This window comes from Cytobacillus sp. MT66 (genome assembly GCF_058792595.1).
On record NZ_JBXAFB010000002.1, the window covers coordinates 470,139 to 495,077 of the forward strand.

Sequence of the window (24,939 nt, forward strand, 5' to 3'; positions counted from 1 at the left end):
ATTTTAAACGAAATGTTCTCCTAAGTAAAAAAAGACCGAGTAATATCACTCAGCCTCTGCTTTATAAAATAGAGTAAGCAAGAAAAATGCAATAAAGCTAATAAGCAAAGCTACACCGCCGGCGATATAGAAGATTAGCGTGAATCCTTGCGGCAGGTCAAATGGCTTGACCATGTAAAGCCACATTCCTAATGTTAAACCAGCCGATCCGATAATAGCTGTCCATACATGAATCTTGGTTAATATCGTCTGCTTTGTTTGGAAAACTTTATAAAAAACTGCCCAGGCAAATAGGCTTAACCAGCCAACAACTAGAATATGTGCATGAACAGGACGAAAAGCGTAGGATCCTGCACCAGCCATATGGGCGCCAAGAAAGGCACCAATCACGCCAAAAAGACCAGCAAATTTCAATAGGATTTGACTATTTTTGTTCATCAATCATTCTCCTCCGGGTTTTATCTATTTGTATATTGCTAATGTAAAAAACGAATATGAACGGAGGATGAACAACTGTTTACAAATTCTTCGCTAAAGGCATTTCAACGATGAAAGATGTCCCTTCGTTTTCTGTGCTTCTAACATGAATTTGCCCGCCATGTAATTTGACAATCACTGCCGCAATCGACAGACCTAATCCAGTGCCTTCAATCGAACGGGTACGGGCAGAATCTGCCCGATAAAAACGGTCAAATATTCTCTCAAGTTCTTCTGGTTTCATCCCGATTCCGGTATCCGAAAAACGGACAATCATATATTCCGCTTTTACATCAATCGAAAGATCAATGCTTCCTCCAGGATTTGTATACTTAATGGCATTGGTTAAAAGATTATCCCAAACTGTATTTAGCAGGGAAGGATCGCCAATGAATTCGATATCAGGCAAGGTATAGCTAAGCATAAGATCTTTTTCTTCGCCAAGTACCCATTGATACGTTCGTACCAAGTCTCTTAATTGCTGTCCAACATTAAAGCTCTTCTTCTTTAAAATATCCTCGTTGCGATCAAGCGAGGCGAGAAGGAGCATTTGTTTGGTTAAGCTTGACAGTCTGCTGATTTCATCATTAATGATGGAAATATACTGTGCTCTCATTTCAGGATTAGCATCTTCATTTTCCAATAGGTTGGTATAGCCTTTTATATTGGAGAGGGGTGACTGGATATCATGAGAGATGTTGGAAATAAATTCCTTCCTCATGTCATCAGCTTGTTCCAACTTTTTTGCCATTCGTAAAAAGCTTTTTGAAAGCTCGCCGATTTCATCGTGGCGGTATGTATCTAGCTCAACATCGTAACTGCCATTGGCCAGTAATTTGGTAGCTGCAGTTAATTTAGAAATTGGTTTCACTAAATACTTTGTACTAAATAGAACAAACAGGATACTTAATAGAATGGTTAAAGCAAGCAGCCACGCCAATAAAAGGTGCATTTCATTAAAGAGCAGCTTGATATCCGGACGGAGAAAAAGCGCATATTTCTTTCCATCATGAACCATTGGTACACCAATGGTATTCCTTAATTCATTAGCAAAGAATCCTGTAACAAACGTTTCTTGCGGGAAATGAAGAATGCCATGAAACGAAGTTCCATTTAATACATCCGATATTATGTTACTAGGAAGGGTTTTATCACGAAAAGGAGCGCCAAAAAACTTCCCTTTTCCTGATTGATCGACCAAGTAAAGCTGGTAGCCTATAGTGGATAGGTTTTCCATATATTCATCCAGGATCATGTCCGGATGAGCTGCAGTGAAACTTGTGATATTCAGCGCTATTTGCGTGTTCTTTTCATCGTTGAATGGTTTTAATTTTTGCTGATAATAGCTGTTAGAAATAATAAAGGCCGTAATACCGCTTAAAACCATAATCCCGATGGTTATAACGACAAACTTGACATATAGGGATTTCATCCGCGATTGGCCTCCAATAAATATCCAACACCGCGCACAGTTTTGATTTGAAAATCATTGGTTATTTTGGCAAACCGTTCCCGAAGTCTTTTAATATGAACGTCAACGGTACGTTCGTCGCCTTCATAGTCCAGTCCCCAAATTTGCTGGATAAGCTGGTCTCGTGAAAAAACTTGCATGGGACTGGATGCTAAAACATGAAGCAGCTCAAATTCTTTAAGCGGCAAAAGTACTATACGATCGCCTATTTGAACCTCATAGCTTTTTTTATTAATTATGGTGTTTCCAATCTTTATGGCTGAATCATCAGGCTCATTTTCATAGCGCCTCAGCAAAGCCTTAACGCGAAAAAGTAATTCTTTCGGTTCGAATGGCTTAACAAGATAGTCGTCTGTTCCAGATTCAAACCCTTTTTCTTTATCCTCAATTTCACTTTTGGCGGTTAAAAGAATGATTGGAATGTCATAAAGCCTGCGAATTTCTTTTGTCAGGGCAAAGCCATCCAGATAAGGCATCATTATATCAATAACCGCAAGATCGCATGGATTCTTTTTTAAGACATCTAATCCTTCGACCCCATCCCTAGCTTGGAATACCTTGAAGCCAGCATCGGTCAAGTGGATTGTGACCAGCTGTAATATATGGTTGTCATCGTCAGCAATTAAAATAGTTGTCATGATCGACTCTCCATTAATCAATGTATTTGCAGCATATATCGTACCATATCTTGGTGACAATAGTGGAAACTTAATTTTGAAAATTCCTTTATAGACTTGTATAATAGATATATACTCGATTGATTTAGGAGGTGCAATCTTGGAAAAAAGCAGTAAAAAGGAATTATACTCATGGATATGGTCATTAACACTTGCGATTGTAATCGCTTTTCTTTGTCGCACCTATATTTTCACGCCGACAACTGTTTATGGGGAATCAATGTCACCAACATTTGAAAATAAAGATCGGGTTTTAATCAGCAAGATTACGGATATCGAGCATTTTGATATGATCGTTTTTGCTGCGCCTGATTCGGATGAACACTATATTAAGAGAGTCATAGGCCTTCCGGGCGATAGCGTTGAAATGAGGGATGATGTCCTGTACATCAATGGTGAAAAGAAGGAGGAGCCATACTTAGAAAGCTCAAAAGAGGGCATCCTGTTTGGCAAATTGACAGGAGATTTTACCTTAGAGGAATTGACTGGCCACAAAACAGTGCCGGAAGGATCCCTGTTTGTCATGGGGGATAACCGGCTAATCAGCAAGGACAGCCGTTCTTTTGGGTTTGTGCCGATGGACTCTGTGGATGGGGAAGTTAAATTGCGAATCTATCCGTTGGGTGAGATCGGAATTCCTAAATAATAAATGAAAGAGCGGACCTTCAAACGGTCCGCTTTTTTTCATGATGATAAGGAAGAAAAGTACCATGCGATTTTTTTGCCTTGAAGGAAAAGACAGCTAAGTGGAGAAATAATAGCAATGACAATGCTGCAGGAAGAATGGAGCGGTAAATATGAGAATAGTTATTGCTGGAGGATCAGGTTTTATTGGCAGAAAGCTGACTGATCTGCTTTTGGAAGAAGGGCATGAAATCGTTATTTTAACAAGAAGAGAGGTCTCTTTTTCTAATCGTGTTTCATATGTAAAGTGGCTAGAGGATGGTATTTTGCCTGAAAAAGAAATAAAACATGCTGATGTGATCATTAATTTAGCGGGTGTATCGATAAATGACGGACGCTGGAATAACAGACATCAGAAGGAAATTTATGAAAGCCGGATGACTGCAACCGAAGAACTACTGCGAATCATCGGGGAAATGCCTGAAAAACCTTCAGTGCTGATCAATGCCAGTGCCATTGGAATTTATCCTGCATCTCTGGAGAGAACGTACACAGAGGAGGCGTCTGAAAGGGCCAATGATTTTCTTGGTAAAACTGTTAGGGATTGGGAAGCAAAAGCAAGTCAGGCGCAAAAGTTTGGCCTTCGCACAGTATTTATGAGGTTCGGAGTCGTACTTGGCAAAGAAGGCGGAGCACTGCCTCTGATGGCTTTGCCATATAAATTGTTTGCTGGGGGAACAGTCGGATCAGGAAAACAGTGGGTTTCTTGGGTACATGTGGAGGATGTCGCCCGTGCCATACTTTTTGCAATCAATAACGGCCATCTCCAGGGTCCAGTCAATGTTACATCGCCATCGCCATTGCATATGAAGGACTTTGGAAAATCCATAGGGCTTGTACTGAAACGGCCGCATTGGCTGCCGGTACCGGCTATTGCCATGAAATTGGCGCTTGGTCAAAAAAGTTCCCTAGTCCTTGAAGGTCAGCATGTCATTCCAAAGGTGTTATTGGAACAAGGATTTACATTCAAGTTTTCTAAGCTGACAAATGCTCTGGAAGACTTGCTAAAATAGAAATGGCTGGACAGGAAGGACTGTCTGCCATTTTTTTCTGCATTAACCCTTGCAATACGAGGTACATCGTATTACAATACAACCAGGAGATGGAAATGAGGTGAGTGTGGATGGATAAGGAAATGATGAAGGGAAGTGTGGATCTCTTGCTGCTATCACTGATTAAGCAGAGAGATTTATACGGATATGAAATGACGAAATTATTGAAACAGCTCAGTGATGATCAATATGAAATGAGCGAGGGGACACTATATCCTGCTTTAAAACGCTTGGAGCGAAAGAAATGGGTTGAATCCTATTGGTCAGAAACGCCGGCGGGAAGAAGGAAGTATTACAAAATGACGGAGGAAGGGTTAATGGAGCTGGAGAAAAAGCAAGCGGATTGGCAGAGGGTCAACCAATTAGTCCGCAAGAGCTCGGAGGGACATATATGAAATCAAAGCTCGAACAGTATGTTGAAAATATTGTCCGCCATACGGAGTGCTCGAAGCAAGAAAAAGAGGATTTGTATGAGGAGCTGCTGATTCATCTTGAGCTATCCCGCGATCAATTGATTGAAGACGGCATGACCTTAGAAGAAGCAGAGAAAAAAGCAATGCAGCTGTTCGGCAATGAGGGGGAAATCGGCAGCCAAATTCAGCAGTCTCTTTTTCCATATCGTAAGGAATTAATGCTGACGCTCGCTGTTTCATCGATTCTGTTTACCATCACAGTTTATTTAATAAACCTCTTTGTTGATGGTGATGCTCAAATTGGCTGGCTGACTATGTCTATGGCAATTGGGGCGATGCTTTTATTTTTGCCATTAAATCAATTTTTTCACTTGAATAAAAAACTTTGGCTAAACAGCCTGCTTATTATTCATGCACTGGCTGAACTTTATGGATGGCTGATTGTAAGCGGTTTAGATCATCCAGCAACAGTAGGCATGGTCATATGGGACTGGCTGAATATTGCTTTAACGATTGGACTTGTTTATCGGACCACGATTTATGACTACAGCCCGAATGAAAATTTTATGAAAATCCTTCACGGCTTAAATATTACGAGCGGCATAATTATTTCTGGCATAACCCTTTTTTTCTTAGTAGGAATGCTGATCATGATAGGCGAATTTCATCCTAGGATGCTCATTTTTATGAGTCCATTGGCTGTATGGATTGGCCTATATATTTTTCAATTAAAAATCGTAAACAAGAGCCGGAAAATGGCATTTTTACTAGGGCTTGTTCCTTTAATCATTATAGTTCTCCTATTTTTGTGGATATATTATCCGCAACTGGCTTACAGGTAAAAATCCTGTGAAGAAAGGAATGTATGATGAAGAAAAAAAATATCATAATTCTTATGCTATTCTTGCTGATCATCACAGCTGCATTGATTATCATAGGGTTTGTGTTTAACAAAACCGAAAATGAAAAACAAAATGGGCTTTCCAATCAATATGATGTCTCACCACAACACACGATTGCCTATGTATCATATCAAGAAGGAAAGCCTCAGCTGTTTTTGCAAAATGAAAACGAGACAACTGGCATTATGGCAGCAGAATTTGACGAGAATACGATGATTCTTGATCCATCATTCTCGAAAGATGGCGCAATTTTAGCATTTATTACTACAAATAAAGATAAAGAAACGAAACTGACAAGTACAGTTCATTTACTGGACTTACATACTAATGAAATCACAGAAGTATTCACGGATTCGTCAACGATTGCTGAGGTGGCGTTTCACCCACAAGGGTCATCCCTTTACTATTTGCGTGCAGGAACATTTGAAAATTATTCGCCAATTGCAGGAAAGCGGCCGCATGATTTTGATGTGTATGAGTTTCATTTACAGGATCAAACATTAAAGCGTCTGACTAACCTAAGTCAATACTCGATCCATTCCTTGTACGTTTCTTCAACCGGGGAGCGGGTATTCTTACAAAGGGATGATGATTCAAGTGTAGAGACACCTGAGGAGTCGTTCCAGGTAAAGGAAAGAATTTTTCAAATCCCATTAGACCGTCCGGAGAAGATGTCTGTCATATCCGATCCAAAACGAGAGGTCAGTGTTTTCAGCTTTACCATGACTCCATCAGAAAAAGAAATGATTTATCAATCGATCAGTAATCCTGATGAAGGCGGTACTTATAAATATGAGCTGTATAAATACAATGTGGAAACGAAAAAGGAAATACAGCTGACACATATAGGTGAATATGTTGGTGATCCTGTTGTAAGTGCCGATGGAAAAACGGTTTATTTCATGCTTGATAAAAAATTTGCCAAAGGCGCTCCCGAGTATCATCTATACAAAATGACCATAGATGGTGATAATATAGAAGAAATCAATTTATTTTCTTCATAGAAGGGAGCGGACGGGACAAGGGACCTGTCCCCTTGTCCGCTTTTTATGAACATTATTATAGTGATGGCAGGCGGTTTTGTCGGTGCCATTTTAAGGTATTTGGCTGGGACTTTGTTTACAGCAGGAAATGGGTTTCCGTTAGGGACATTTCTTGTTAATCTTGTAGGCTGCTTTGCTTTAGGCTGGCTGCTGACTTTTCTAATCAAAAGGAAGGATATCCGGCCTGAAATTTCGTTATTGTTTGGCACAGGTTTTCTTGGTTCTTTTACGACCTTTTCAACGTTTTCCGTTGAGACACTAGGATTGTTTCAGCAAGGATTGCCCATGCTAGCCATCGTGTACGTGCTCGCTAGTATCTTCCTTGGGTTATTATCATCTTTTTTGGGCTTCAAGCTGGCAAGTAAAAATGCAGGTAAAGTAGGTGAGTCCGCATGATTTGGCTGATTGGTTTTGGCGGTTCCATCGGTGCTTCTGTTAGGTATCTCCTGGCAGGATTTCTCAATAAAAAGTCACAGCAATTTCCATTAGGGACCTGGACAGTCAATATATTAGGTTCGTTAGTGCTGGGAATGCTGGCCCAATATCATCTGTCACACGGAATTAGTGATGGGCTTTGGTTTTTTTTAGGAGTTGGCTTTTGCGGAGCATTTACAACATTTTCTACTTTTGGCTTTGAAACAATCACTTTGCTTCAAACGAAAAGGATTAATAGTGCTGTAATGTACGTTTTGGCTTCAGTACTTATTAGCATTGCCGCGGCTGCCATTGGCTTTTACATCGTAAAATAAAAATAGCTTTAGGAGTGAAGTGTTTCTCCCAAAGCTATTTGCGTTTCTTAGATTTCCTGAACATATCTTTCGTCAGGGATTTCATTAAGCATGACATAAAGGCTGACATTGCCGCTACTTGTATTCTTGAATGCAAAATCATCTTCTCCGCTTGCACGGACAACCTCTTTTTCTGCTATTTCCGTTGGCTCTCCGTTAATCAGTAGTGTGCCATTTCCTTCAATAACCATTAAATACACTTCAGATCCAGGATGCTTATGGACGGGAAGCTCTTGACCAGGCATGAAATTAAGAACGAAGACGGTACTTTTTCCTTCGCGAAATAGTATCCTTTTTGTAAATTGTTTTTCATTGAATTCTTGAGCTGCAGAGATTGACTTTTTTTCCATTATGAAATCCTCCCCTATGTTTATCATGATTTTATTCTAGTCCTTTTTACATTTAAAATCCTTGATGCAGATCAATATTAACTGTCTTAGTATGGTCATTTGTAAAACTTTTACCAGCCATAAAGAGCAGGACTTTAGCAATACTATCAAATGTAAGGCAATTACTTGAAGAAAAGAGGGAGAAAACATGACAGTTGGAACACAAGTACAGCAAACAGTAGCAGGCTTAAAAAGTGCACAGGCAAGCTTTGAAGGCTTTGCATTACAAACTGAAAATAAACAAGCAAAACAACTGTATAAAGATGCTGCTCAAGCTACACAGGCGATCATTGATACAATATCCCCACGCTTGCAGCAAATCCAGAAAGAAGAACCACAATACAATTAGTAAATTGCCTTACCATGGCTGGCTTTTTTCAAAAAAAGCCAGTCATTTATTTTTCATATGGATTGTTTAAGCATTTTTACAAATACTATCATGTGAATAAAAAGGAGGGGGACAATGACAGTTATCTCCAATGTTAAGCAGTGCATGTCAACGATTAAAGGAATTGAAGCACAGCTGTCTATATTAGCATTAAATTCTCAAGATGATGAGGCACAGCGGGTTTTCCATGACATGATGAATGTAATGAATGAAGTAAAAAAAGATCTGCAGGTTCGTGTCAATGAGATCCTCTTTGAAGAACGGCAATATAAACAATCATAATGGGGTGATTTCATGTCAGAGTGGGCTCATATCTTTATCCGAGCCATTATTTTTATTACTGCGTTATTTTTCATGACAAAGATCCTTGGAAAAAAACAAATTTCTGAGATATCCTTCTTTGAATATGTATCCGGCATTACCATTGGAAGTATTGCTGGCGAAGTCATTATGGGACTTGAAAGCAATATAGGCCATGGAATTCTGGCAATCGGAATATTTGGCATAATAACTGTATTGATGGACTATTTATCCTTAAAGAGTAAGAATGTCAGGGATTTTATCGAGGGAAAAGGAACTATTCTTATTAAAGAAGGGAAAATCTTAGAGGATAATTTAAAAAATGAAAAATATACAACAGATGAACTAAGCTCAATGCTTCGGACCAAAAATGTGTTTAACTTTGCCGATGTGGAATTTGCTGTTTTAGAGCCAACAGGTGATTTATCCGTTCTTTTAAAGAGGGAGAATCGCCCGCTGACACCAAAAGATTTGAATATGAACATGCCGAAGGATAAGGTTCCGCAGACCGTGATTATGGACGGAAATATCATGAATGATCCGTTAGCTGCTTCAGGAAAAACCCGTGATTGGCTGCAAAATGAACTGGAAAAGATTGGTGTGACACTTGAAAATGTATTTTATGGCCAAGTCGATTCCTATGGCGAATTACATGTTGATATATATGACGATAAACTGAAGCAGCCAACACCGCAAACAAGACCATTATTAATGGCCATGCTAAAAAAATGCCAGGCAGATCTAGAGCTTTTCGAATTAGAAACACAAAACCAGGACGCCAAAAAAATGTACAAAAAAAATGCCCAAAAACTAGACCAAGCCATCCAAAAATTAGAACCATACCTCAATACATAGGGACAGGGGTAGGGACAGGGGGACAGGCACCTTGTCCCGGAACTCCCATCAAAAAAGACCAATCAGCAGATGATTGGACTTTTTCATAATTGATCAACAATTCTATGTGAATGGGAGTAAATATTAAAAGAATCACCGCGGACAAAGCCAATTGCAGTAATGTTAAGATCTTCTGCTAATTTAATGGCTAAATCAGTTGGAGCTGATTTTGAAAGAATAATACCGACACCAATTTTAGCTGCTTTTAATAGCACTTCAGAGGAGATTCTTCCGCTAAAGGCAATAATTTTGTCTTTTGCAGAAATTTTATTTTCTACACAATAACCTAAAATTTTATCGAGAGCATTATGGCGGCCAATATCCGTTCGGCAGACAATGATCTTGTCCCTAGAGAAAAGGGCTGCATTATGAACTCCGCCTGTATCTCTAAAAATAACACTTTGATCGTGAAGTTTCTTCATAATGGTTAGGCAGTTATCGGGAGTTAAGGTAATTTTAGATGTGGAGGTTTTCGCTGTCCGTGCATCATTGTGAAAATAAAATTGTCTGCTTTTTCCGCAGCATGACCCGATAAATCGCTTCGAATGGAACTCATGGCTAGCAGTGACTTTTACATGAAGGTCGACATGAGCAACCCCTTTATTTTCATCAATGATAATATCTTTAATCTCATCTTTTTGCCTAATAAAACCTTCAGAAGCCAGAAATCCAATCACGAGCTCATCTAAATGTTCTGGTGTACAGACCATGGTTGCGAATTCTTGTCCATTTAAAAAAATCGTAAGCGGACTTTCCCTCACAATTTCATCCTGCGTTTCCCGCAGTATACCGTTCTCATATTTAATTATCCGGCTATTTTGACTAATATTCTCCTCCATTTTTTCACCTGCCCAGTATTTCTCGATTAACAAAATAGTAGCACAATTTAAATGAATGGCAATAGTAATTAATATTGTCATAGTGATTAGTTGTAAAAAGGTTGTATATGAATGTTAAAAATGATAAAATTTAGAAAAGTGTATAAACTCAACATTTTGACACGTGACAGCGATCCTGTCAACGGTTAACAAATGTTACAATATGATATGAAAGATTTTCATTATTGGTGTATCGAAGTAAAAGGTAGTGGGTGCATGAATCGATTCGAAGCTGAATTTAGTAACCTAGTACGTTCCTTTCGTAAAAAACATATGGGTAAGGGACCTGGCAAAATTACAACCACCTTTTGCAAAAACTGGGCGATCTGTGAAATGGAAGGGAACCTGTCACCAGTTGAAAAATTTATTGCCAGCGCAGATGAAGGAAAACAAATGCTGCGTGCAGCCAGAACGGAAATGGTCAAGGAAATGTATAAAAAGAATCCCCCTGTGGAAATGGAAGAGTTTTTGCAGGTGAAATTTATTGATTTATTTGTTGATATTGATATTGAAAGAGATTTTGGTATGTCTATTTTTGTCTTTGATGAAGACATAGAGAAAAAATTCTCGCAAAAATAATAGTTGGCACTTGGCAGCGATCCTGCTAAAGACTAACCGCCAAACACTATGGAAGCATAGGCGTCGGGTGGTTTTTTTATTGGGAATTCGCGCCTTGAAGGACAACTGAAACAGGGGAAATGACCATCATCGAGGCTATGAAGGCCAAAGGGAAGCGATTTTCTAAGGGGAAAGTCCTTCATCGAGGCTATGAAGGCCAAAGGGAAGCGATTTTCCAAGGGGAAAGTCCTTCATCAAGGGTATGAAATACAAACTGAAGCAATTTTCCAAGGAAAATGTCCTTCATCATGGCAGCTAAAATATATTTTTGTAATAGGGTAAAAGCATTTAGTTAAAAAATAAAAAAGGGGCAGAGTGAATATGGGTTCAACTAAACATACAGGTCCAATTAAATTAGATACCTCATTAAAACCTTCACTTTGGGCGGGGAAATCGCCAATGGGGCTTGGCAAGGTAAAGCCTCACCATATAAGAGATACCATGAAGGTTGTCTGGGACAATAAAGATAATCTTCCCTATGCCTATCGGATTCTGACTCAAGGCGTGTGCGATGGCTGTGCACTTGGGGTTTCGGGCTTACAAGACCAAACGCTCACAGGTCCGCATCTTTGTACAACAAGACTGAATGTCCTTCGCCTAAATACCATGCCGGCGATTGATCCAAAGTGGCTGGAGAATATTGAAAAAATGCAGGAATTAGACAGTACCGAGCTTCGTAAGCTTGGAAGAATTCCCTATCCTTTATCAAGGAAAAAAGGAGAAAACAAGTTTACTAGAATCTCTTGGGATGAGGCATTGAACCGGATCGCCGCCAAAATTAAAAAAATTGATCCTAAACAGCTTGCCTTTTACCTAACCGCAAGAGGCATTACTAATGAAGTTTACTATACGGCTGCTAAAGTTGCCCGTTTCCTTGGCACAAATAACATCGATAACGCTTCTAGGATTTGCCACTCTCCTAGTAAAACGGCTTTAAAGCGTTCCCTAGGGATCGGTGCATCTAGCTGTAACTATAAGGATTGGATCGGTACGGATGTGCTGATTTTCTGGGGATCTGTTGCTGCAAACAACCAGCCTGTCTCTACCAAGTATATGTATGCAGCTAAAAAAGCTGGAACAAAAATTATCATGATCAACCCGTATCGCGAGCCGGCAATGGAAAATTATTGGATTCCATCCATTGCTGAAAGCGCTCTCTTCGGAACGAAGATTGTAGACGATGTCTACCAAGTTAATATTGGCGGTGATATTGCCTTCATGAATGGTGTGATGAAGCATTGGATAGAAATGGAGGAAAATGAGCCAGGTTCTGCGATTGATCATAAATTCGTTAATGAACACACGAATGGAATGGATGAGTTAAAGAAGCATTTGAAAAAACAGAATTGGGACCTCCTTGAAAAATCATCTGGCATGTCAAAAGAACGGATGCATGAATTTGCCGTACTATTAGCGAAAGCAAAATCTGGCGTCTTTGTTTGGAGCATGGGGTTAACCCAGCACCGCTTTGGCACGGATAATATTTCACAAGTTGCGAATCTTGCTATGCTGCGCGGTTTTGTTGGCAGAGAACATTGCGGAGTCATGCCAATTCGCGGTCATAGCGGGGTTCAAGGATCTGGTGAAATGGGTGCAGATCCGTTTGTCCTGCCGGGAAGCGACTTTGATGAAATCAATGCAAAGCGAATGGAGGAAATTTGGGGATTTTCTATCCCAAGTTGGCAGGGCGACACGGTTGGTCAAACGTTGGAAAATGTGCTGCTGCCAGATGATCATGAACGAAAGGTGAAGCTGTTCTTTACAAGTGGAGGAAACTTCCTTGAAACAATGCCGGATCCGGAATTTATTAAGGAAGTTCTTGAGAATGTAGAGCTCCGTGTCCATCAAGATATTATTTTTAATACCTCAACGCTTGTTGAAGCAAAGGAGGAGGTAATCGTTCTGCCGGCAATGACTCGCTATGAACAGCCAGGTGGCGGAACTTCTACCAGCACGGAGAGAATGGTCTATTATAGTCCGGAAATTAAAGGTCCTAGAATCGGCGAAGCCCGTCCAGAATGGGAAATCTATGTTGATTTGGCTTCAAGAGTGTATCCGGAGAAAAAGCATTTAATATATTTTAAAAAGGCCGAGGAAATCAGAGAGGAAATTGCTGTTGCCAACCGAAATTATGATGGGATACAGCATTTGAAAAATCGCGGCGATGTCTTTCAATGGGGTGGAGCTTGGCTTTGTGAAGGGGGCATTTGTCCAACGCCTGATGGAAAGGGCAACCTTCTAGCGATTGAAATCCCAGAGCTTCGCAAACCTGAAGGTCAATTTTATGTAACGACTCGCCGCGGCAAACAATTCAACTCGATGATCTATAGTGAGCAGGATCCATTCAACGCTGCAGACCGCTATGACATTATTATTAACCAAGAAGACGCAAAAAAATTAAATATCCGCAAGGGAGAGCCTATCGTAGCCTATAATAAATTCGGAACATTCCAGGGCAGAGCGAAATTCGAAAATGTAAAAACCGGAAACATTGCCGTATACTGGCCGGAGGGCAACGTCCTAATTCCAAAAGGCGTTTACGAAAAATATGCCGAAATTCCAGAATATAACACAGCAGTAATCATCGAAAAAGCTGAAACCTTCCACGCACAAAAAGACCAAAGATATGTAGAAAAGAGAATTGAAGAATTGGAAATGTCCATCGATTAACAAGTTTCTATTTTATATAAGAAGAGCTGATCATGACGATCAGCTTTTTTTGTTGTGATATGCTAATTTATAATTTTAATATTTTAACAAAAGATTAGTGAATCGCAGCCCCCTATGACGAAAATCAACCGGAATAGCAGCCAATTTGGTAATAGCTGGGACCATTTGAAATACTTTTGTAATATAACTAAAATCCCCCTGTTAAATAAGAATGCTATAATCGTCAGTGTAAACAAAGACACGAGATGACATAATTCTACAATCTTCTAATCTTAAAATGTACACAATCTTAAGTGATTATACATATGCCATGGAGGCAGCACGGTGATTTACATATGGAAGGCAGGCTGTAAAAATGAAAAAAAAACTAGTAATCTTAAATACGACATTCATGCTTGGACTAAGCAGTGCATTCGCAATCCCATCAGTTAAGGCGGATACTTTACATAGTCAGAACGCTCAAATCCAGCAGCAAAGAGCTGCACTTTCAACAAACCTATCAAAGGCTGAAAAAGAATTAAATGCCATTCTTGAAGAACAGGCAAGGCTAAATGAACAGATCAGCCGCGTAAATCAAGCAATTACAGATAATAATAATATGATTGTAAAGACTGAAAAAGATATTGTCAGCACTAAGGCTGAAGTTGAGCAATTAAAAAAGGAAATAGCAGTCATTCAAGAAAGAATTGATAAGCGTACTGAAATTTTAAAAGGCCGTGCGGTTTCATACCAAGAAAATGGCAATAGTCCAATTGGTTTCGTAGAGGTCCTTCTAGGGGCAACAGACTTTGGAGATTTCATTGAAAGAGTAGGGGCAGTTACAAAAATTGTCGAAGCAGATCAGGATATCTTAACACAGCATGATCAGGATAAAAAATTATTAGAAGAAAAACAATCTTCCGTTCAGAACAAATTAGCTGAATTAGAAGGAATGAAAACAGAGCTTCTAGGCATGAAGGCGCAAATGGAAGAGCAGAAGCAACAGACTGTTCAATTAAAAAATGAACTAAATGCTAAACAAGAAAAAGTAGCATCATTAAAAGCTGATCTAAAAATGCAGGACAGCACATTAGCTTCAAAGCAGGCAGAAATTCAAAACCGAATTGAGGCTAGCCGCAAAGCTCAGGCTGCAGCGGTGAAATCATCCTCATCCAGTAAACAAGCCAGCACTAGCAGCCGCGCGGCAATCAGCCAATCAAGCAGCCCTGCTATTAATATGGCTACACCGGCAGCTTCTGGAGATATTAATACAGTACTTAAAGCGGGCAATAAATATATCGGAAACTCTGTTTATGTTTTTGGTGCTGGAAGAAGTTCATATGATGTAGCAAATGGAAGATTCGATTGCTCAGGCTTTGTTTCTTGGGCATTTTCACAAGCGGGAGTAAGCCTGCCAGCTTATACAGGTGCTCTAACAGGCGTTGGAACACAAGTATCAGCAAGCTCAATGAGACCTGGGGATCTAGTATTCTTTGATACTTACAAAAGAGATGGTCATGTTGGCATCTATCTTGGCGGCGGTAAATTTATCGGTTCCCAAAGCTCAACAGGCGTTGCGGTTGCTAACATGAGCAGTGGCTACTGGAAGAGTAAATTTAATGGACGAGTAATAAGAGTCATGTAATAGAGAAGAGAGGACTTTCCTTTGGGGAAGTTCTTTTTTTTTGCAGTAAACTAGAATATTTTACCTTATATCATTTGTATATATTATGTTTTCTGTAAATTCTAAATACTCATTGAACTTTGCGGGTTTGAGTGGTTTAATAAAGGTAAACAACCACACACACGAAAAACTAAAAACGCTGTTTCTTATTACGAAACGAATAGGGGAGCTGGTAATGATTACAGCAGAATTATTAACGGAATTGACCTCAAAATTATCAGGTGTAAAGGCTGCAGCAGGAAAGGATACAGACCATCCGCTCGGTAATGGCGGAAATGTGACTCTATATCCTGCAACAGAGGAGGAAATATCCTCCATACTGGCATATGCCAATAAGTATAAGCTGACAGTTTCAATTATGGGTGCTGGGACAAAAAGAGGCTATGGCGGTCAAAGAGAAGCCTGTGATCTAATGCTGTCATTAGAGAATTACCGCGGGATTGTCGAACATACTGTTGGCGACATGACGATAACTGTAAAGTCTGGAACAACTATCCGGGAGCTCCAAGACCATCTGGCTCGATCAAACCAGCGGATATCCATTGATCCATTCTGGCCGGAAGACGCCACAATTGGCGGCGTGATTGCTGCCAATGACAGTGGTCCAAAGCGGCTGCGTTATGGTTCGGCTAGAGACGCTGTGATTGGCTTGCGCACGGTTTATCCCGATGGAACCGTCATTCGTTCTGGCGGTAAAGTGGTAAAGAATGTGGCTGGGTACGATATGAATAAACTATTCATTGGCTCGATGGGCACGCTTGGCGTCATATCTGAAGTGACAATGAAATTGCGTCCTCTAGCAAAATATGAATCGCTTGTACTGGTCCCATTTTCCGAGAATCAATTGAATGAAATCCGTCCTTACTCAGTTAAGGTGCTTGACTCATATGCTGAGCCAGTATGCATTGAACTGTTAAATCCAACCCTTGCTGAAAAATTAACCGGGGTTCACCAATTTACATTGGCAATCGCCTTTGAAGATGTGGAAACCTCTGTTCAATATCAGGAGGATATCCTAAAACAGCTTCTTCCGGCAAACACACAGTCGGTTATCTTGGCAAAAGAAGAAGCACATGAATTCTGGAACCAATTTTATCGGATTTGCCCGAATGGGAAAACAGCGGGAGCTGAAAATGAAGCATTGGCAGCAATTAAGATTGGCGTAGTCAATCTAGATATCATCCGGCTCTTGCAGGACATTAATAGTCTGCAAGATTTAAATAATGTGCAGATTTACGGACATGGCGGTTTAGGACATGGATTAGGCCAAATCATCATCAGGGGAGCTAAAGAAGATGTGACTTCGGTCATTCATCACATAAGATCATCAGCACAGCAATTAAACGGATACGCGGTTATAAAGCATCTGCCGCAAGAGCTGCGCAAAGAAATAAATGTCTGGGGGCAAAATCCAGCCTATTTTCGCCTTTTTGAGGGTATTAAAACGAAGATAGACCCTAATAGGATTTTGAATCCGAATCGTTTTGTGGGAGGGATCTAGTATTGAGTGTCAGGGAAAGTGATTTAAATCAAAACCTGCCATGTTCAGCGAATCTGGGAAATTATCTTTGGAAGGATCCTCCGGATGAGAATAAATGGGCAGATTGTGTACACTGCGGGATGTGTCTTGAATCGTGTCCAACCTATGAGCAAACGGGGCAGGAGCAGCATTCGCCAAGAGGGCGGGTATATTTAATCAAAGCAGTGGCTGAAGGAAAACTGGAGGTTAATGACCAGTTTTCTGATCCTGTATTTGCTTGTCTGGACTGCCGGGCCTGTACAACGGCATGTCCAGCAGACGTGGATGTCGGCGGTTTAATTGAAGAGGCGCGCGGGCAGATTCGTCAAGCGATGCCATTAGCAGGCTGGAAAGGGACAGTCAGCAAATTCTTCCTTCATGGGATGTTTCCAGATCACAATCGACTAAACAAATTAGGCAGTCTGGTGAGATTCTATCAAAAAAGCGGATTGCAAAGGGCGATCCGCAAAACAGGGCTAATCAATATCATGCCAGATCACTTGGTCGATATGGAATCCATCATGCCTGAAGTCAAAGAGCCTGTACGCAAAAGGTATAAAAACCAAAAAGTCATTAAAGCACAAGGGGAGACGAAACGGGAAGTAGCTTTTTTAACTGGCTGCATTATGGATGTCATGTTTAGCGATATTAACCAGTCTACCATCAATGTTCTTACCCGAAATGGGAATGATGTAACCATTCCAGATGCTCAAACATGTTGCGGGGCTTTACATGTACATGCTGGTGATCGTGAAATGGGCAGGAAGCTTGCTAAGCAAAATATTGAAGCGTTCGCAGATGCAGAACATATTGTCGTTAATGCAGCCGGCTGCGGATGCATGATGAAAGAATATGCTGAATTATTCCGCGAAGAGCCAGAATGGCGGGATCGTGCAGAAAAGTTTTCGGAAAAGGTTCAAGATATATCAAAGTTTCTTCATGACACAGGCTATGAAAAGCCAAAAGCAGAATTAAAGACAAGAATCACTTACCATGATGCTTGCCACCTTGCCCATGGCCAGGGGGTTCGCCAAGAGCCTAGGGAAATTCTTCTTGATATACCAGGGATTGAGATGGTCCATATGCCAAATGCTGACCGATGCTGCGGAAGTGCCGGAATTTATAATATTACGAATCCAGAAATGGCAGGTGCAGTTCTTGAGAGCAAAATGGAAAATGTCCCCGAAGATGTTGAAATGATCTCAATGGGCAATCCAGGCTGTATGCTGCAAATGGCTGTTGGCGTACAGAAATATGGAAGAAATCAAAAAATTGTTCATACCGTTCAGCTTCTAGATTGGGCCTATCAAAAAGAATTGGACGGGAAGGAGAGTGAGAGTGATGAAAACAAAATTTAAATCAAATGACAGACATATTCAACAGCTGGCAGATATCGTTGGCGGCGCAAAGTCCATCCTTTATCAAAAAGAGGATTTAATCGCCTATGATTGTGATGGTTTCACCCTTCACAAGCATTTGCCAAAGGCTGTTGTTTTTCCGAAAAATGCTGAAGAGGTTTCAGAAATCGTTAAGTATTGTGCAGAAAATAACCTTCCATATTTAGCACGCGGCGCTGGAACGGGCTTGAGCGGCGGAGCCATTCCGCTTAATGGAGAGGTCATAATTAGCCTGGTCAGGATGAAAAGGCTTATTAGTGTTGATCTTGAGAACCGTAAAGCAGTTGTTGAACCGGGGTTTGTTAATTTAAAGCTGACCAACTCGATTTCCGATAAAGGCTACTATTATGCTCCAGATCCATCAAGTCAATATTGCTGTACGATTGGCGGGAATGTTGCTGAAAATGCCGGAGGAGCCCATTGTCTAAAATATGGAGTAACAACCAACCACATTCTCGGGCTTGAAGTGGTTTTACCAGATGGTGAAATTATACAAATCGGCAATGACGGGATTTTGGATCAGCCAGGCTACGATCTCCTTGGCCTTTTAACAGGATCTGAAGGGACATTAGGGATTGTCACAAAAATAAGCGTCAGAATTTTGAAAAATCCAGAAGGCAAACAAACAGTTCTTGCCTATTTTGACAAGGTTGAAGATGGGAGCAGGGCTGTTTCGGAGATAATCTCTGCAGGGATTGTACCCGCAGCACTTGAAATGATGGATAAAATTGCCATAGAAGGAGTCGAAGCCGCTGCGTTCCCGGTAGGGCATCCGCTGGATATTGAAGCGGTCCTTCTCATTGAAGTTGATGGGATTGCCGCAGGAATTGATGAGCAAATCAATCAGATTCTTGATGTATGCCGGGCCTGTAATGTCCGCGAGGTAAGGGCAGCAAAGGATGAAAAAGAAAGAGAACGCTGGTGGGCGAATCGGAAGACAGGCTTCGGTGCTATGGGAGCCATTTCTCCAGATTACTTAGTTCAGGATGGTGTAATTCCAAGAAGTAAACTGCCGGAGGTTCTTAATCGGATTAATCAAATTAGCGAAGAGTCAGGACTGCGCATTGCCAATATATTTCACGCAGGGGATGGTAACCTCCATCCGCTGGTACTATTTGATGCAAGAAAGCAGGGTGAAATCGAAAAGGCCCTTGAAGCAGGAAGTGCCTGTTTAAAGGCATGTGCAGATGTTGGCGGAACAATCACTGGCGAGCATGGTGTAGGGATTGAAAAACGCGAGGAAATGCGCTTTGTTTTTAAAGATGAGGAAATCATTGCTCAGACCAATATTCGTGAGGTCTTTAATCCTGATAATTTGCTAAATGCCGGAAAGCTATTTCCGTCACCTGGCCGCTGTGCCGAAATAAAAAGAGAAATGAAAGAAGCGGCAATGAGCAAGTAGTTTTTTGAAAATTATTGAAATAGCATGATTTCATGTGCTATTCTTTTTCTAACGATAGAATGGAACAGTGTTTCGTAATAACAAACAAAGAGAAAGAAACATTGTGACAGAGGGGATCCTTTTTTAAAAAAAGGAGGATATAATCATGACAAATTACAAAAAGACTGGAAATTTACAGGTAGCTTCAGAGCTTTATGAATTTATTAATATGGAAGTTCTACCAGGAAGCGGCGTCAATCAGGAACAATTTTGGAATGGATTCGAGGGAATTGTTGATGATTTAACCCCAAAGAATCAAGAACTGCTTAAAGCAAGAAGTGAGATGCAGAAGAAAATTCACGCATGGCACCGCGAAAATCCATCAGGGGAATTTACCAGCTATAAAGCTTTTTTAGAGGGAATTGGCTATCTAGAAGATGAGAGTGAAGATTTCACTATCACTACGGAAAATGTTGACGATGAGGTCGCTGTTCAGGCAGGGCCCCAGCTTGTTGTACCAGTTAATAATGCCCGTTATGCGCTCAATGCTGCTAATGCCCGCTGGGGAAGTTTGTATGATGCCCTATATGGTACAGATGTCATCAGCGAGGAGAATGGCGCGCACAGAAGCGGCGGATACAATCCTGTCCGCGGCGAAAAGGTCATTGCTTTTGGAAGAGATTTTCTTGATCAAACTGTTCCATTGAAAGAAGGCTCGCATAAAGATGCAGCACAATATCAGGTTTCCAATGGGAAACTAGCAGTCGTCCTTTCCAATGGGAATGTAACAGGGCTTGCTGACGAAAAGAAATTTGCAGGACTTCAGGGAGACCCCGAAGATCCGTCTGCCGTTTTACTGGAAAATAATGGCCTTCATTTCGAAATTCAAATTGATAGAGCCCATCCAATTGGAAAAACAGATGCTGCTGGTGTTAAAGATATTCTTTTAGAAGCAGCACTATCGACGATTATGGATTGTGAGGATTCTGTCGCGGCTGTTGATGCAGAAGATAAGGTCGCAGTCTACCGGAACTGGCTAGGCTTAATGAAAGGAGACTTGACGGCCAGCTTCGAAAAGGGCGGCAAAACATTGACAAGAACAATGAATCCAGACCGCACCTACCAAGGCCCTGACGGAACAAGCTTCACGCTGCCTGGACGATCCCTTATGTTTGTCCGCAATGTCGGCCACTTAATGTCAATTAATGCTGTACTTGATAAAGATGGAGAAGAAATTCAAGAAGGCATCTTAGATGCAGTTGTAACTGGATTGATAGCCAAACATTCCTTGAACAGCAACGCAAAATATCAAAATTCAATAAAAGGGTCAATTTATATTGTTAAGCCAAAAATGCATGGTTCGAAGGAAGCGGGATTTGCCAATGAACTATTTAGCCGTGTTGAAGACCTCATTGGTTTAGAAAGAAATACGCTAAAAATTGGTCTGATGGATGAAGAACGAAGGACTTCTTTGAACTTAAAGGCGTGTATCCGTGAAGTTAAAGAACGGATTGCGTTTATTAATACTGGATTTCTTGACAGGACTGGCGATGAAATGCATACATCCATGGAAGCGGGTCCTATGATTCGTAAAAATGAGATGAAAGCATCTGCATGGCTTAATGCTTATGAAAAATCCAATGTAAATAACGGATTAGCTTCAGGCTTCCAGGGACGTGCGCAAATTGGCAAAGGTATGTGGGCAATGCCAGATATGATGGCAGACATGGTGAAGCAAAAAATTGGTCATGTTAAATCTGGAGCTAATACAGCATGGGTGCCATCACCAACGGCTGCAACGCTTCATGCTCTTCATTATCATCAAGTGAATGTATTCGAAGTGCAAAGAAATCTGCTTGATCAAATCAAGGATCTGCGCGATGAGATCCTTCAAATTCCAGTTGCAGAAAACCCAATATGGAATCCGGGTGAAATTCAGCAGGAGCTTGATAATAACGCACAAGGAATTCTTGGCTATGTAGTTAGATGGGTAGATCAGGGAATTGGCTGTTCAAAAGTGCCAGATATCAATAATATTGGACTGATGGAAGACCGGGCAACCTTAAGAATTTCCAGCCAGCATGTAGCAAACTGGCTGCATCATGGAATTGCCACCAAGGAACAAGTGATGGAAACACTAAAGAGAATGGCAAAGGTCGTTGATGAGCAGAATGCAGGGGACCCTGCCTATCGCCCTATGTCTGATGATTATGAGCAATCGGAATCCTTTCAGGCAGCCTGTGATCTCATTTTCAAAGGCTATGACCAGCCAAACGGCTACACAGAACCAATTCTCCACCATAGACGCCTGCAAGCAAAGGCAAAATATGCAATCCAACAATAAGCAAATGGGAGGTAATCGGTTTTTCCGATTACCTTTTACAATCCTTTTATGAAATAAGGTGAAGTACATGGAACGAGAAAACATGGTGAAATCCGTGAGCCGCGCACTCGATATAATGTTGCTAATCAGCATGAAAAAAAGCGGGCTCGGCGTAACAGAGATTGCCAGACAAATCGATATTAACAAGAGCTCCGTCTATCGTATTCTTTCAACTCTTGTTCAATACGGGTTCATTGAACAGGATAAAGAAACTGGACGGTACAAGCTCGGATATAAATTTCTTGAAGTCAGCTCAAGGCTTCTCGAGTCCATTGACCTGCGAGAAGAAGCACGGCCATTTCTAACCGAGCTGGAAAAAGAAACAAATGAGGTTATTCACCTGGTTGTCTATGATCAAGGGGAAGTTGTCTACATTGAAAAGTTAGACGGAAACGAAGCACTTAGAATGCATTCCAAGGTGGGAAAACGAGCTCCTATGCATTGCACTTCTGTAGGAAAAGCCATTCTTGCCTACTTACCTGCAAATATTGTTGCAGGCATACTTGAACGAAAGGGCATGCCAGTCCATACAGACAGGACAATTATTAATCAGGATGAATTCCTTAAAGAGCTTACACTAGTAAGAGAAAAGGGCTATGCCTTAGATGATGAAGAAAATGAATATGGCATTCGCTGTCTTGGTGTTCCGATATTCGATCATCTTGGCCAAGTTGCAGCTGCAATCAGTATCTCTGGCCCGACTATTAGAATGACGGATGAACGACTTCAGCAGCTTCAGCCGAAAATCCTCTCCATTGGAAAAAAAATCTCCAAAAGAATTGGTTATCTATAAATCAATCAAAAAAACGTCTCTTATTGAAGAAAGGGACCTTTTTTTTGCCTTTGTTTGTAATTTCCAATATTTTGAATAGTATTATAGATAAACACAATATTTAATTTTCAGAAGATTATTGATATTCTAATAAATGCTCGTATAATAAATCATAGGCATAATGTTTTAGAAAAACATTGTTTTGTCATAAGCAACAAATGTCATTATACGTCCATATTCAAAAAGAGAAAGGGGAAAAGACTTATGAGTACAGGTATGCTTGCATTATTATCGTTGCTTCCGATCATAGCCGTGGGAGTTTTTCTGGTAGGTCTAAGATGGCCGGCAAGCAAAGCGATGCCAATTTCTTATTTAGTTGCTGTTGGCTTGGCGCTTTGGATATGGAAAGTTCCATTTGCTAATGTAGCTGCGGCATCAGTTAATGGATTAGTAGTTGCTATTACATTATTGTACATTATTTTTGGTGCCATCCTGCTGTTAAACACTTTGCAGGAAAGCGGCGGTCTTAGTACAATCCGTCAAGGTTTCACAGATATTTCTGCCGACAGGCGTGTGCAAGTTATCATCATCGCCTGGTTATTTGGATCGTTTATCGAGGGCTCTTCTGGCTTTGGTACACCTGCAGCGGTAGCGGTTCCATTAATGGTTGGATTAGGATTTCCTGCCATGGCTGCAGTTGTCGCGGGGATGGTTATTCAAAGTACGCCTGTTTCCTTTGGTGCGGTGGGAACACCGATTCTTGTGGGTGTAGGAACAGGTTTGGGAGCTGATGCAAGCCTCGCGGATCAAATGGGGACTCTTCTCCCGCTAATTGGCGGCAAGGTAGCGATGCTGCATATGATCGCTGGAACACTTGTGCCATTGTTCGTTGTCTCCCTCATGACAAGGTTCTTTGGTAAAAATAAGTCATTCACAGAGGGAATTAAAGTATGGAAGTTCGCTCTTTTTGCTGCATTTGCAATGACAATCCCGTATGTCATTGTTGCAAATACACTGGGTCCTGAATTCCCATCAATGGTTGGAGGGTTAGTTGGTCTTGCAATTGTTGTGTTTGCAGCGAAAAAAGGTTTCCTTATGCCTCCAAAAGAAGAGACATGGGATTTTGAAGAAAAATCAAAGTGGGATCCGGAATGGAACGGAAAGCTTGAAATTACAAACGTTGTTCATAAAAGCGGCGGCATGTCAATGGTTAAAGCGTGGTCGCCTTATGTGCTTGTTGGGCTTTTCCTAGTGCTGTCAAGGTTAAAGTCATTGCCATTCGAGGGTTGGCTTAAGTCAGTAGTTATTAGAATTGAAAACATCTTTGGCTCTGGAATTACATCGAGTTTTGAAATTTTATTTTCACCGGGAACCATCTTTATTGTAGTTTCGATACTGACCTTCTTTATTCACGGAATGAATGGAAAAGCATACAAAAACGCGTGGGCACAATCAGGAAAAACGGCGATTGCTGCATCTACTGCGCTCATATTTACAGTTCCAATGGTTCAGGTATTTCTGAATACCGGAGGGGGTGCGGCAGGCTATGAAAGAATGCCAATTGAGCTTGCTAATGGAGTTGCTGCGCTTGCCGGCGAATATTGGCCGTTCTTCTCGACTTTTATTGGAGGACTTGGTGCATTTATTGCTGGCAGTAACACGGTAAGTAATATGATGTTTGCGCTTTTCCAGCACGATGTTGGTTTACAGATTGGCGTAGATGCAACATGGGTTGTTGCACTGCAGGCAGTTGGAGGTGCAGCCGGCAATATGATCTGTGTTCATAACGTTGTAGCTGCATCTGCGGTTGTAGGATTATACGGAAAAGAAGGAATAGTCATTAGAAAAACATTATTCCCATTTGCCTACTATGCCTTATTGGCAGGATCGGTTGGCTACTCAATCGTTTGGTATTCACAAAAAGGGATTTTCAATATCGGATCGATTATTGCTGTTCTTATCGCAGTTGCGGCCGTCTACATTATTGCAACTAATAATAGAAGAGCCAACTTGCTGATAACACCTGATTCATCGGTAAAATCTGATAAATAATATGTAAGTCATGGCCAGAGCAATCTGGCTTTTTCTTTTGTAATTCCCTATTAAATTGGCTATTTCGTATTGTATAATATAGGTATATTTTGAATATTCCGATAGATAAGGGGTATTCAAAATAGGGG

At 40.9% G+C, this 24,939-nt stretch carries 24 protein-coding genes; 19 read left to right on the plus strand and 5 right to left on the minus strand.

Annotated features, from left to right (window positions below; translation table 11 throughout):
- Window positions 1–45: 45 nt before the first annotated feature.
- The 3 genes from AC1Q59_RS05685 to AC1Q59_RS05695 all read right to left on the minus strand — a co-directional run bounded on the left by AC1Q59_RS05685 (window position 46) and on the right by AC1Q59_RS05695 (window position 2,586).
- Window positions 46–438, minus strand: coding sequence for a hypothetical protein (locus tag AC1Q59_RS05685; protein WP_492364824.1), 393 nt, complete (start codon window positions 436–438; stop codon window positions 46–48).
- Window positions 439–517: 79 nt separating this feature from the next.
- Window positions 518–1,909 carry a HAMP domain-containing sensor histidine kinase gene (locus AC1Q59_RS05690; RefSeq protein WP_492364825.1) on the minus strand — a complete coding sequence of 464 codons (1,392 nt, stop codon included), beginning with the start codon at window positions 1,907–1,909 and terminating at the stop codon, window positions 518–520.
- Window positions 1,906–2,586 (minus strand): response regulator transcription factor, encoded by a 681-nt coding sequence (locus tag AC1Q59_RS05695; RefSeq protein ID WP_492364826.1) that lies wholly within the window; start codon window positions 2,584–2,586, stop codon window positions 1,906–1,908. Before AC1Q59_RS05695 ends, AC1Q59_RS05690 begins: the two co-directional genes overlap by 4 nt.
- A gap of 139 nt (window positions 2,587–2,725) precedes the next feature.
- Between AC1Q59_RS05695 and lepB the strand changes: the two genes are divergently transcribed.
- From lepB to crcB (AC1Q59_RS05730), 7 genes are all read left to right on the plus strand, one after another.
- Window positions 2,726–3,271, plus strand: coding sequence for a signal peptidase I (lepB, locus tag AC1Q59_RS05700; RefSeq protein WP_492364827.1), 546 nt, complete (start codon window positions 2,726–2,728; stop codon window positions 3,269–3,271).
- Window positions 3,272–3,422: 151 nt separating this feature from the next.
- The gene (locus tag AC1Q59_RS05705) at window positions 3,423–4,322 is read left to right on the plus strand and encodes a TIGR01777 family oxidoreductase (protein ID WP_492364828.1); all 900 of its coding nucleotides are present in this window, start codon (window positions 3,423–3,425) and stop codon (window positions 4,320–4,322) included.
- Window positions 4,323–4,432: 110 nt separating this feature from the next.
- Entirely contained in the window at window positions 4,433–4,756 is a 324-nt protein-coding gene (locus tag AC1Q59_RS05710) for a PadR family transcriptional regulator (protein ID WP_492364829.1), read from the plus strand.
- Window positions 4,753–5,616, plus strand: coding sequence for a permease prefix domain 1-containing protein (locus tag AC1Q59_RS05715; protein WP_492364830.1), 864 nt, complete (start codon window positions 4,753–4,755; stop codon window positions 5,614–5,616). The genes AC1Q59_RS05710 and AC1Q59_RS05715 overlap by 4 nt, the downstream gene beginning before the upstream one ends.
- A gap of 23 nt (window positions 5,617–5,639) precedes the next feature.
- Complete coding sequence (locus AC1Q59_RS05720; RefSeq protein WP_492364831.1) at window positions 5,640–6,680, plus strand: TolB family protein; 1,041 nt, start codon at window positions 5,640–5,642, stop codon at window positions 6,678–6,680.
- Between the two features lie 45 nt (window positions 6,681–6,725).
- A complete protein-coding gene (gene crcB / locus AC1Q59_RS05725) occupies window positions 6,726–7,115 on the plus strand; it encodes a fluoride efflux transporter CrcB (protein ID WP_492364832.1) in 390 nt (129 codons plus the stop codon).
- Complete coding sequence (gene crcB, locus AC1Q59_RS05730; protein WP_492364833.1) at window positions 7,112–7,468, plus strand: fluoride efflux transporter CrcB; 357 nt, start codon at window positions 7,112–7,114, stop codon at window positions 7,466–7,468. Before crcB (AC1Q59_RS05725) ends, crcB (AC1Q59_RS05730) begins: the two co-directional genes overlap by 4 nt.
- Before the next feature lie 47 nt (window positions 7,469–7,515).
- On the opposite strand, the gene AC1Q59_RS05735 is transcribed toward crcB (AC1Q59_RS05730), so the two are convergent.
- Window positions 7,516–7,857: a cupin domain-containing protein gene (locus AC1Q59_RS05735; RefSeq protein WP_492364834.1), complete on the minus strand. Its 342-nt coding sequence runs from the start codon at window positions 7,855–7,857 to the stop codon at window positions 7,516–7,518.
- A 187-nt stretch (window positions 7,858–8,044) separates the two neighbouring features.
- Between AC1Q59_RS05735 and AC1Q59_RS05740 the strand changes: the two genes are divergently transcribed.
- From AC1Q59_RS05740 to AC1Q59_RS05750, 3 genes are all read left to right on the plus strand, one after another.
- Complete coding sequence (locus AC1Q59_RS05740; RefSeq protein WP_492364835.1) at window positions 8,045–8,245, plus strand: DUF1657 domain-containing protein; 201 nt, start codon at window positions 8,045–8,047, stop codon at window positions 8,243–8,245.
- A 114-nt stretch (window positions 8,246–8,359) separates the two neighbouring features.
- Window positions 8,360–8,566: a DUF1657 domain-containing protein gene (locus AC1Q59_RS05745; protein WP_492364836.1), complete on the plus strand. Its 207-nt coding sequence runs from the start codon at window positions 8,360–8,362 to the stop codon at window positions 8,564–8,566.
- 12 nt (window positions 8,567–8,578) lie between these two features.
- Window positions 8,579–9,439 (plus strand): DUF421 domain-containing protein, encoded by an 861-nt coding sequence (locus tag AC1Q59_RS05750; RefSeq protein WP_492364837.1) that lies wholly within the window; start codon window positions 8,579–8,581, stop codon window positions 9,437–9,439.
- A gap of 83 nt (window positions 9,440–9,522) precedes the next feature.
- Here AC1Q59_RS05750 and fdhD read toward each other — a convergent pair whose 3' ends face one another.
- The gene (fdhD, locus tag AC1Q59_RS05755; protein WP_492364838.1) at window positions 9,523–10,317 is read right to left on the minus strand and encodes a formate dehydrogenase accessory sulfurtransferase FdhD; all 795 of its coding nucleotides are present in this window, start codon (window positions 10,315–10,317) and stop codon (window positions 9,523–9,525) included.
- Between the two features lie 255 nt (window positions 10,318–10,572).
- Between fdhD and AC1Q59_RS05760 the strand changes: the two genes are divergently transcribed.
- From AC1Q59_RS05760 to AC1Q59_RS05800, 9 genes are all read left to right on the plus strand, one after another.
- Complete coding sequence (locus AC1Q59_RS05760; protein WP_492364839.1) at window positions 10,573–10,935, plus strand: Na-translocating system protein MpsC family protein; 363 nt, start codon at window positions 10,573–10,575, stop codon at window positions 10,933–10,935.
- Between the two features lie 360 nt (window positions 10,936–11,295).
- On the plus strand, window positions 11,296–13,644 hold the full coding sequence (locus AC1Q59_RS05765) for an FdhF/YdeP family oxidoreductase (RefSeq protein ID WP_492364840.1): 2,349 nt from the start codon (window positions 11,296–11,298) through the stop codon (window positions 13,642–13,644).
- Between the two features lie 355 nt (window positions 13,645–13,999).
- Window positions 14,000–15,268 (plus strand): coiled-coil domain-containing protein, encoded by a 1,269-nt coding sequence (locus AC1Q59_RS05770; RefSeq protein WP_492364841.1) that lies wholly within the window; start codon window positions 14,000–14,002, stop codon window positions 15,266–15,268.
- Between the two features lie 214 nt (window positions 15,269–15,482).
- Window positions 15,483–16,808 carry an FAD-binding oxidoreductase gene (locus AC1Q59_RS05775; protein ID WP_492364842.1) on the plus strand — a complete coding sequence of 442 codons (1,326 nt, stop codon included), beginning with the start codon at window positions 15,483–15,485 and terminating at the stop codon, window positions 16,806–16,808.
- A gap of 2 nt (window positions 16,809–16,810) precedes the next feature.
- Window positions 16,811–18,184 (plus strand): (Fe-S)-binding protein, encoded by a 1,374-nt coding sequence (locus AC1Q59_RS05780; protein WP_492364843.1) that lies wholly within the window; start codon window positions 16,811–16,813, stop codon window positions 18,182–18,184.
- Complete coding sequence (locus AC1Q59_RS05785) at window positions 18,168–19,625, plus strand: FAD-linked oxidase C-terminal domain-containing protein (RefSeq protein ID WP_492364844.1); 1,458 nt, start codon at window positions 18,168–18,170, stop codon at window positions 19,623–19,625. Before AC1Q59_RS05780 ends, AC1Q59_RS05785 begins: the two co-directional genes overlap by 17 nt.
- A gap of 145 nt (window positions 19,626–19,770) precedes the next feature.
- The gene (locus AC1Q59_RS05790) at window positions 19,771–21,948 is read left to right on the plus strand and encodes a malate synthase G (protein ID WP_492364845.1); all 2,178 of its coding nucleotides are present in this window, start codon (window positions 19,771–19,773) and stop codon (window positions 21,946–21,948) included.
- Window positions 21,949–22,015: 67 nt separating this feature from the next.
- Window positions 22,016–22,780, plus strand: a complete 765-nt coding sequence (locus AC1Q59_RS05795; protein WP_492364846.1) for an IclR family transcriptional regulator — start codon at window positions 22,016–22,018, stop codon at window positions 22,778–22,780.
- A 243-nt stretch (window positions 22,781–23,023) separates the two neighbouring features.
- Window positions 23,024–24,811, plus strand: coding sequence for an L-lactate permease (locus AC1Q59_RS05800; protein WP_492364847.1), 1,788 nt, complete (start codon window positions 23,024–23,026; stop codon window positions 24,809–24,811).
- Window positions 24,812–24,939 lie beyond the last annotated feature (128 nt).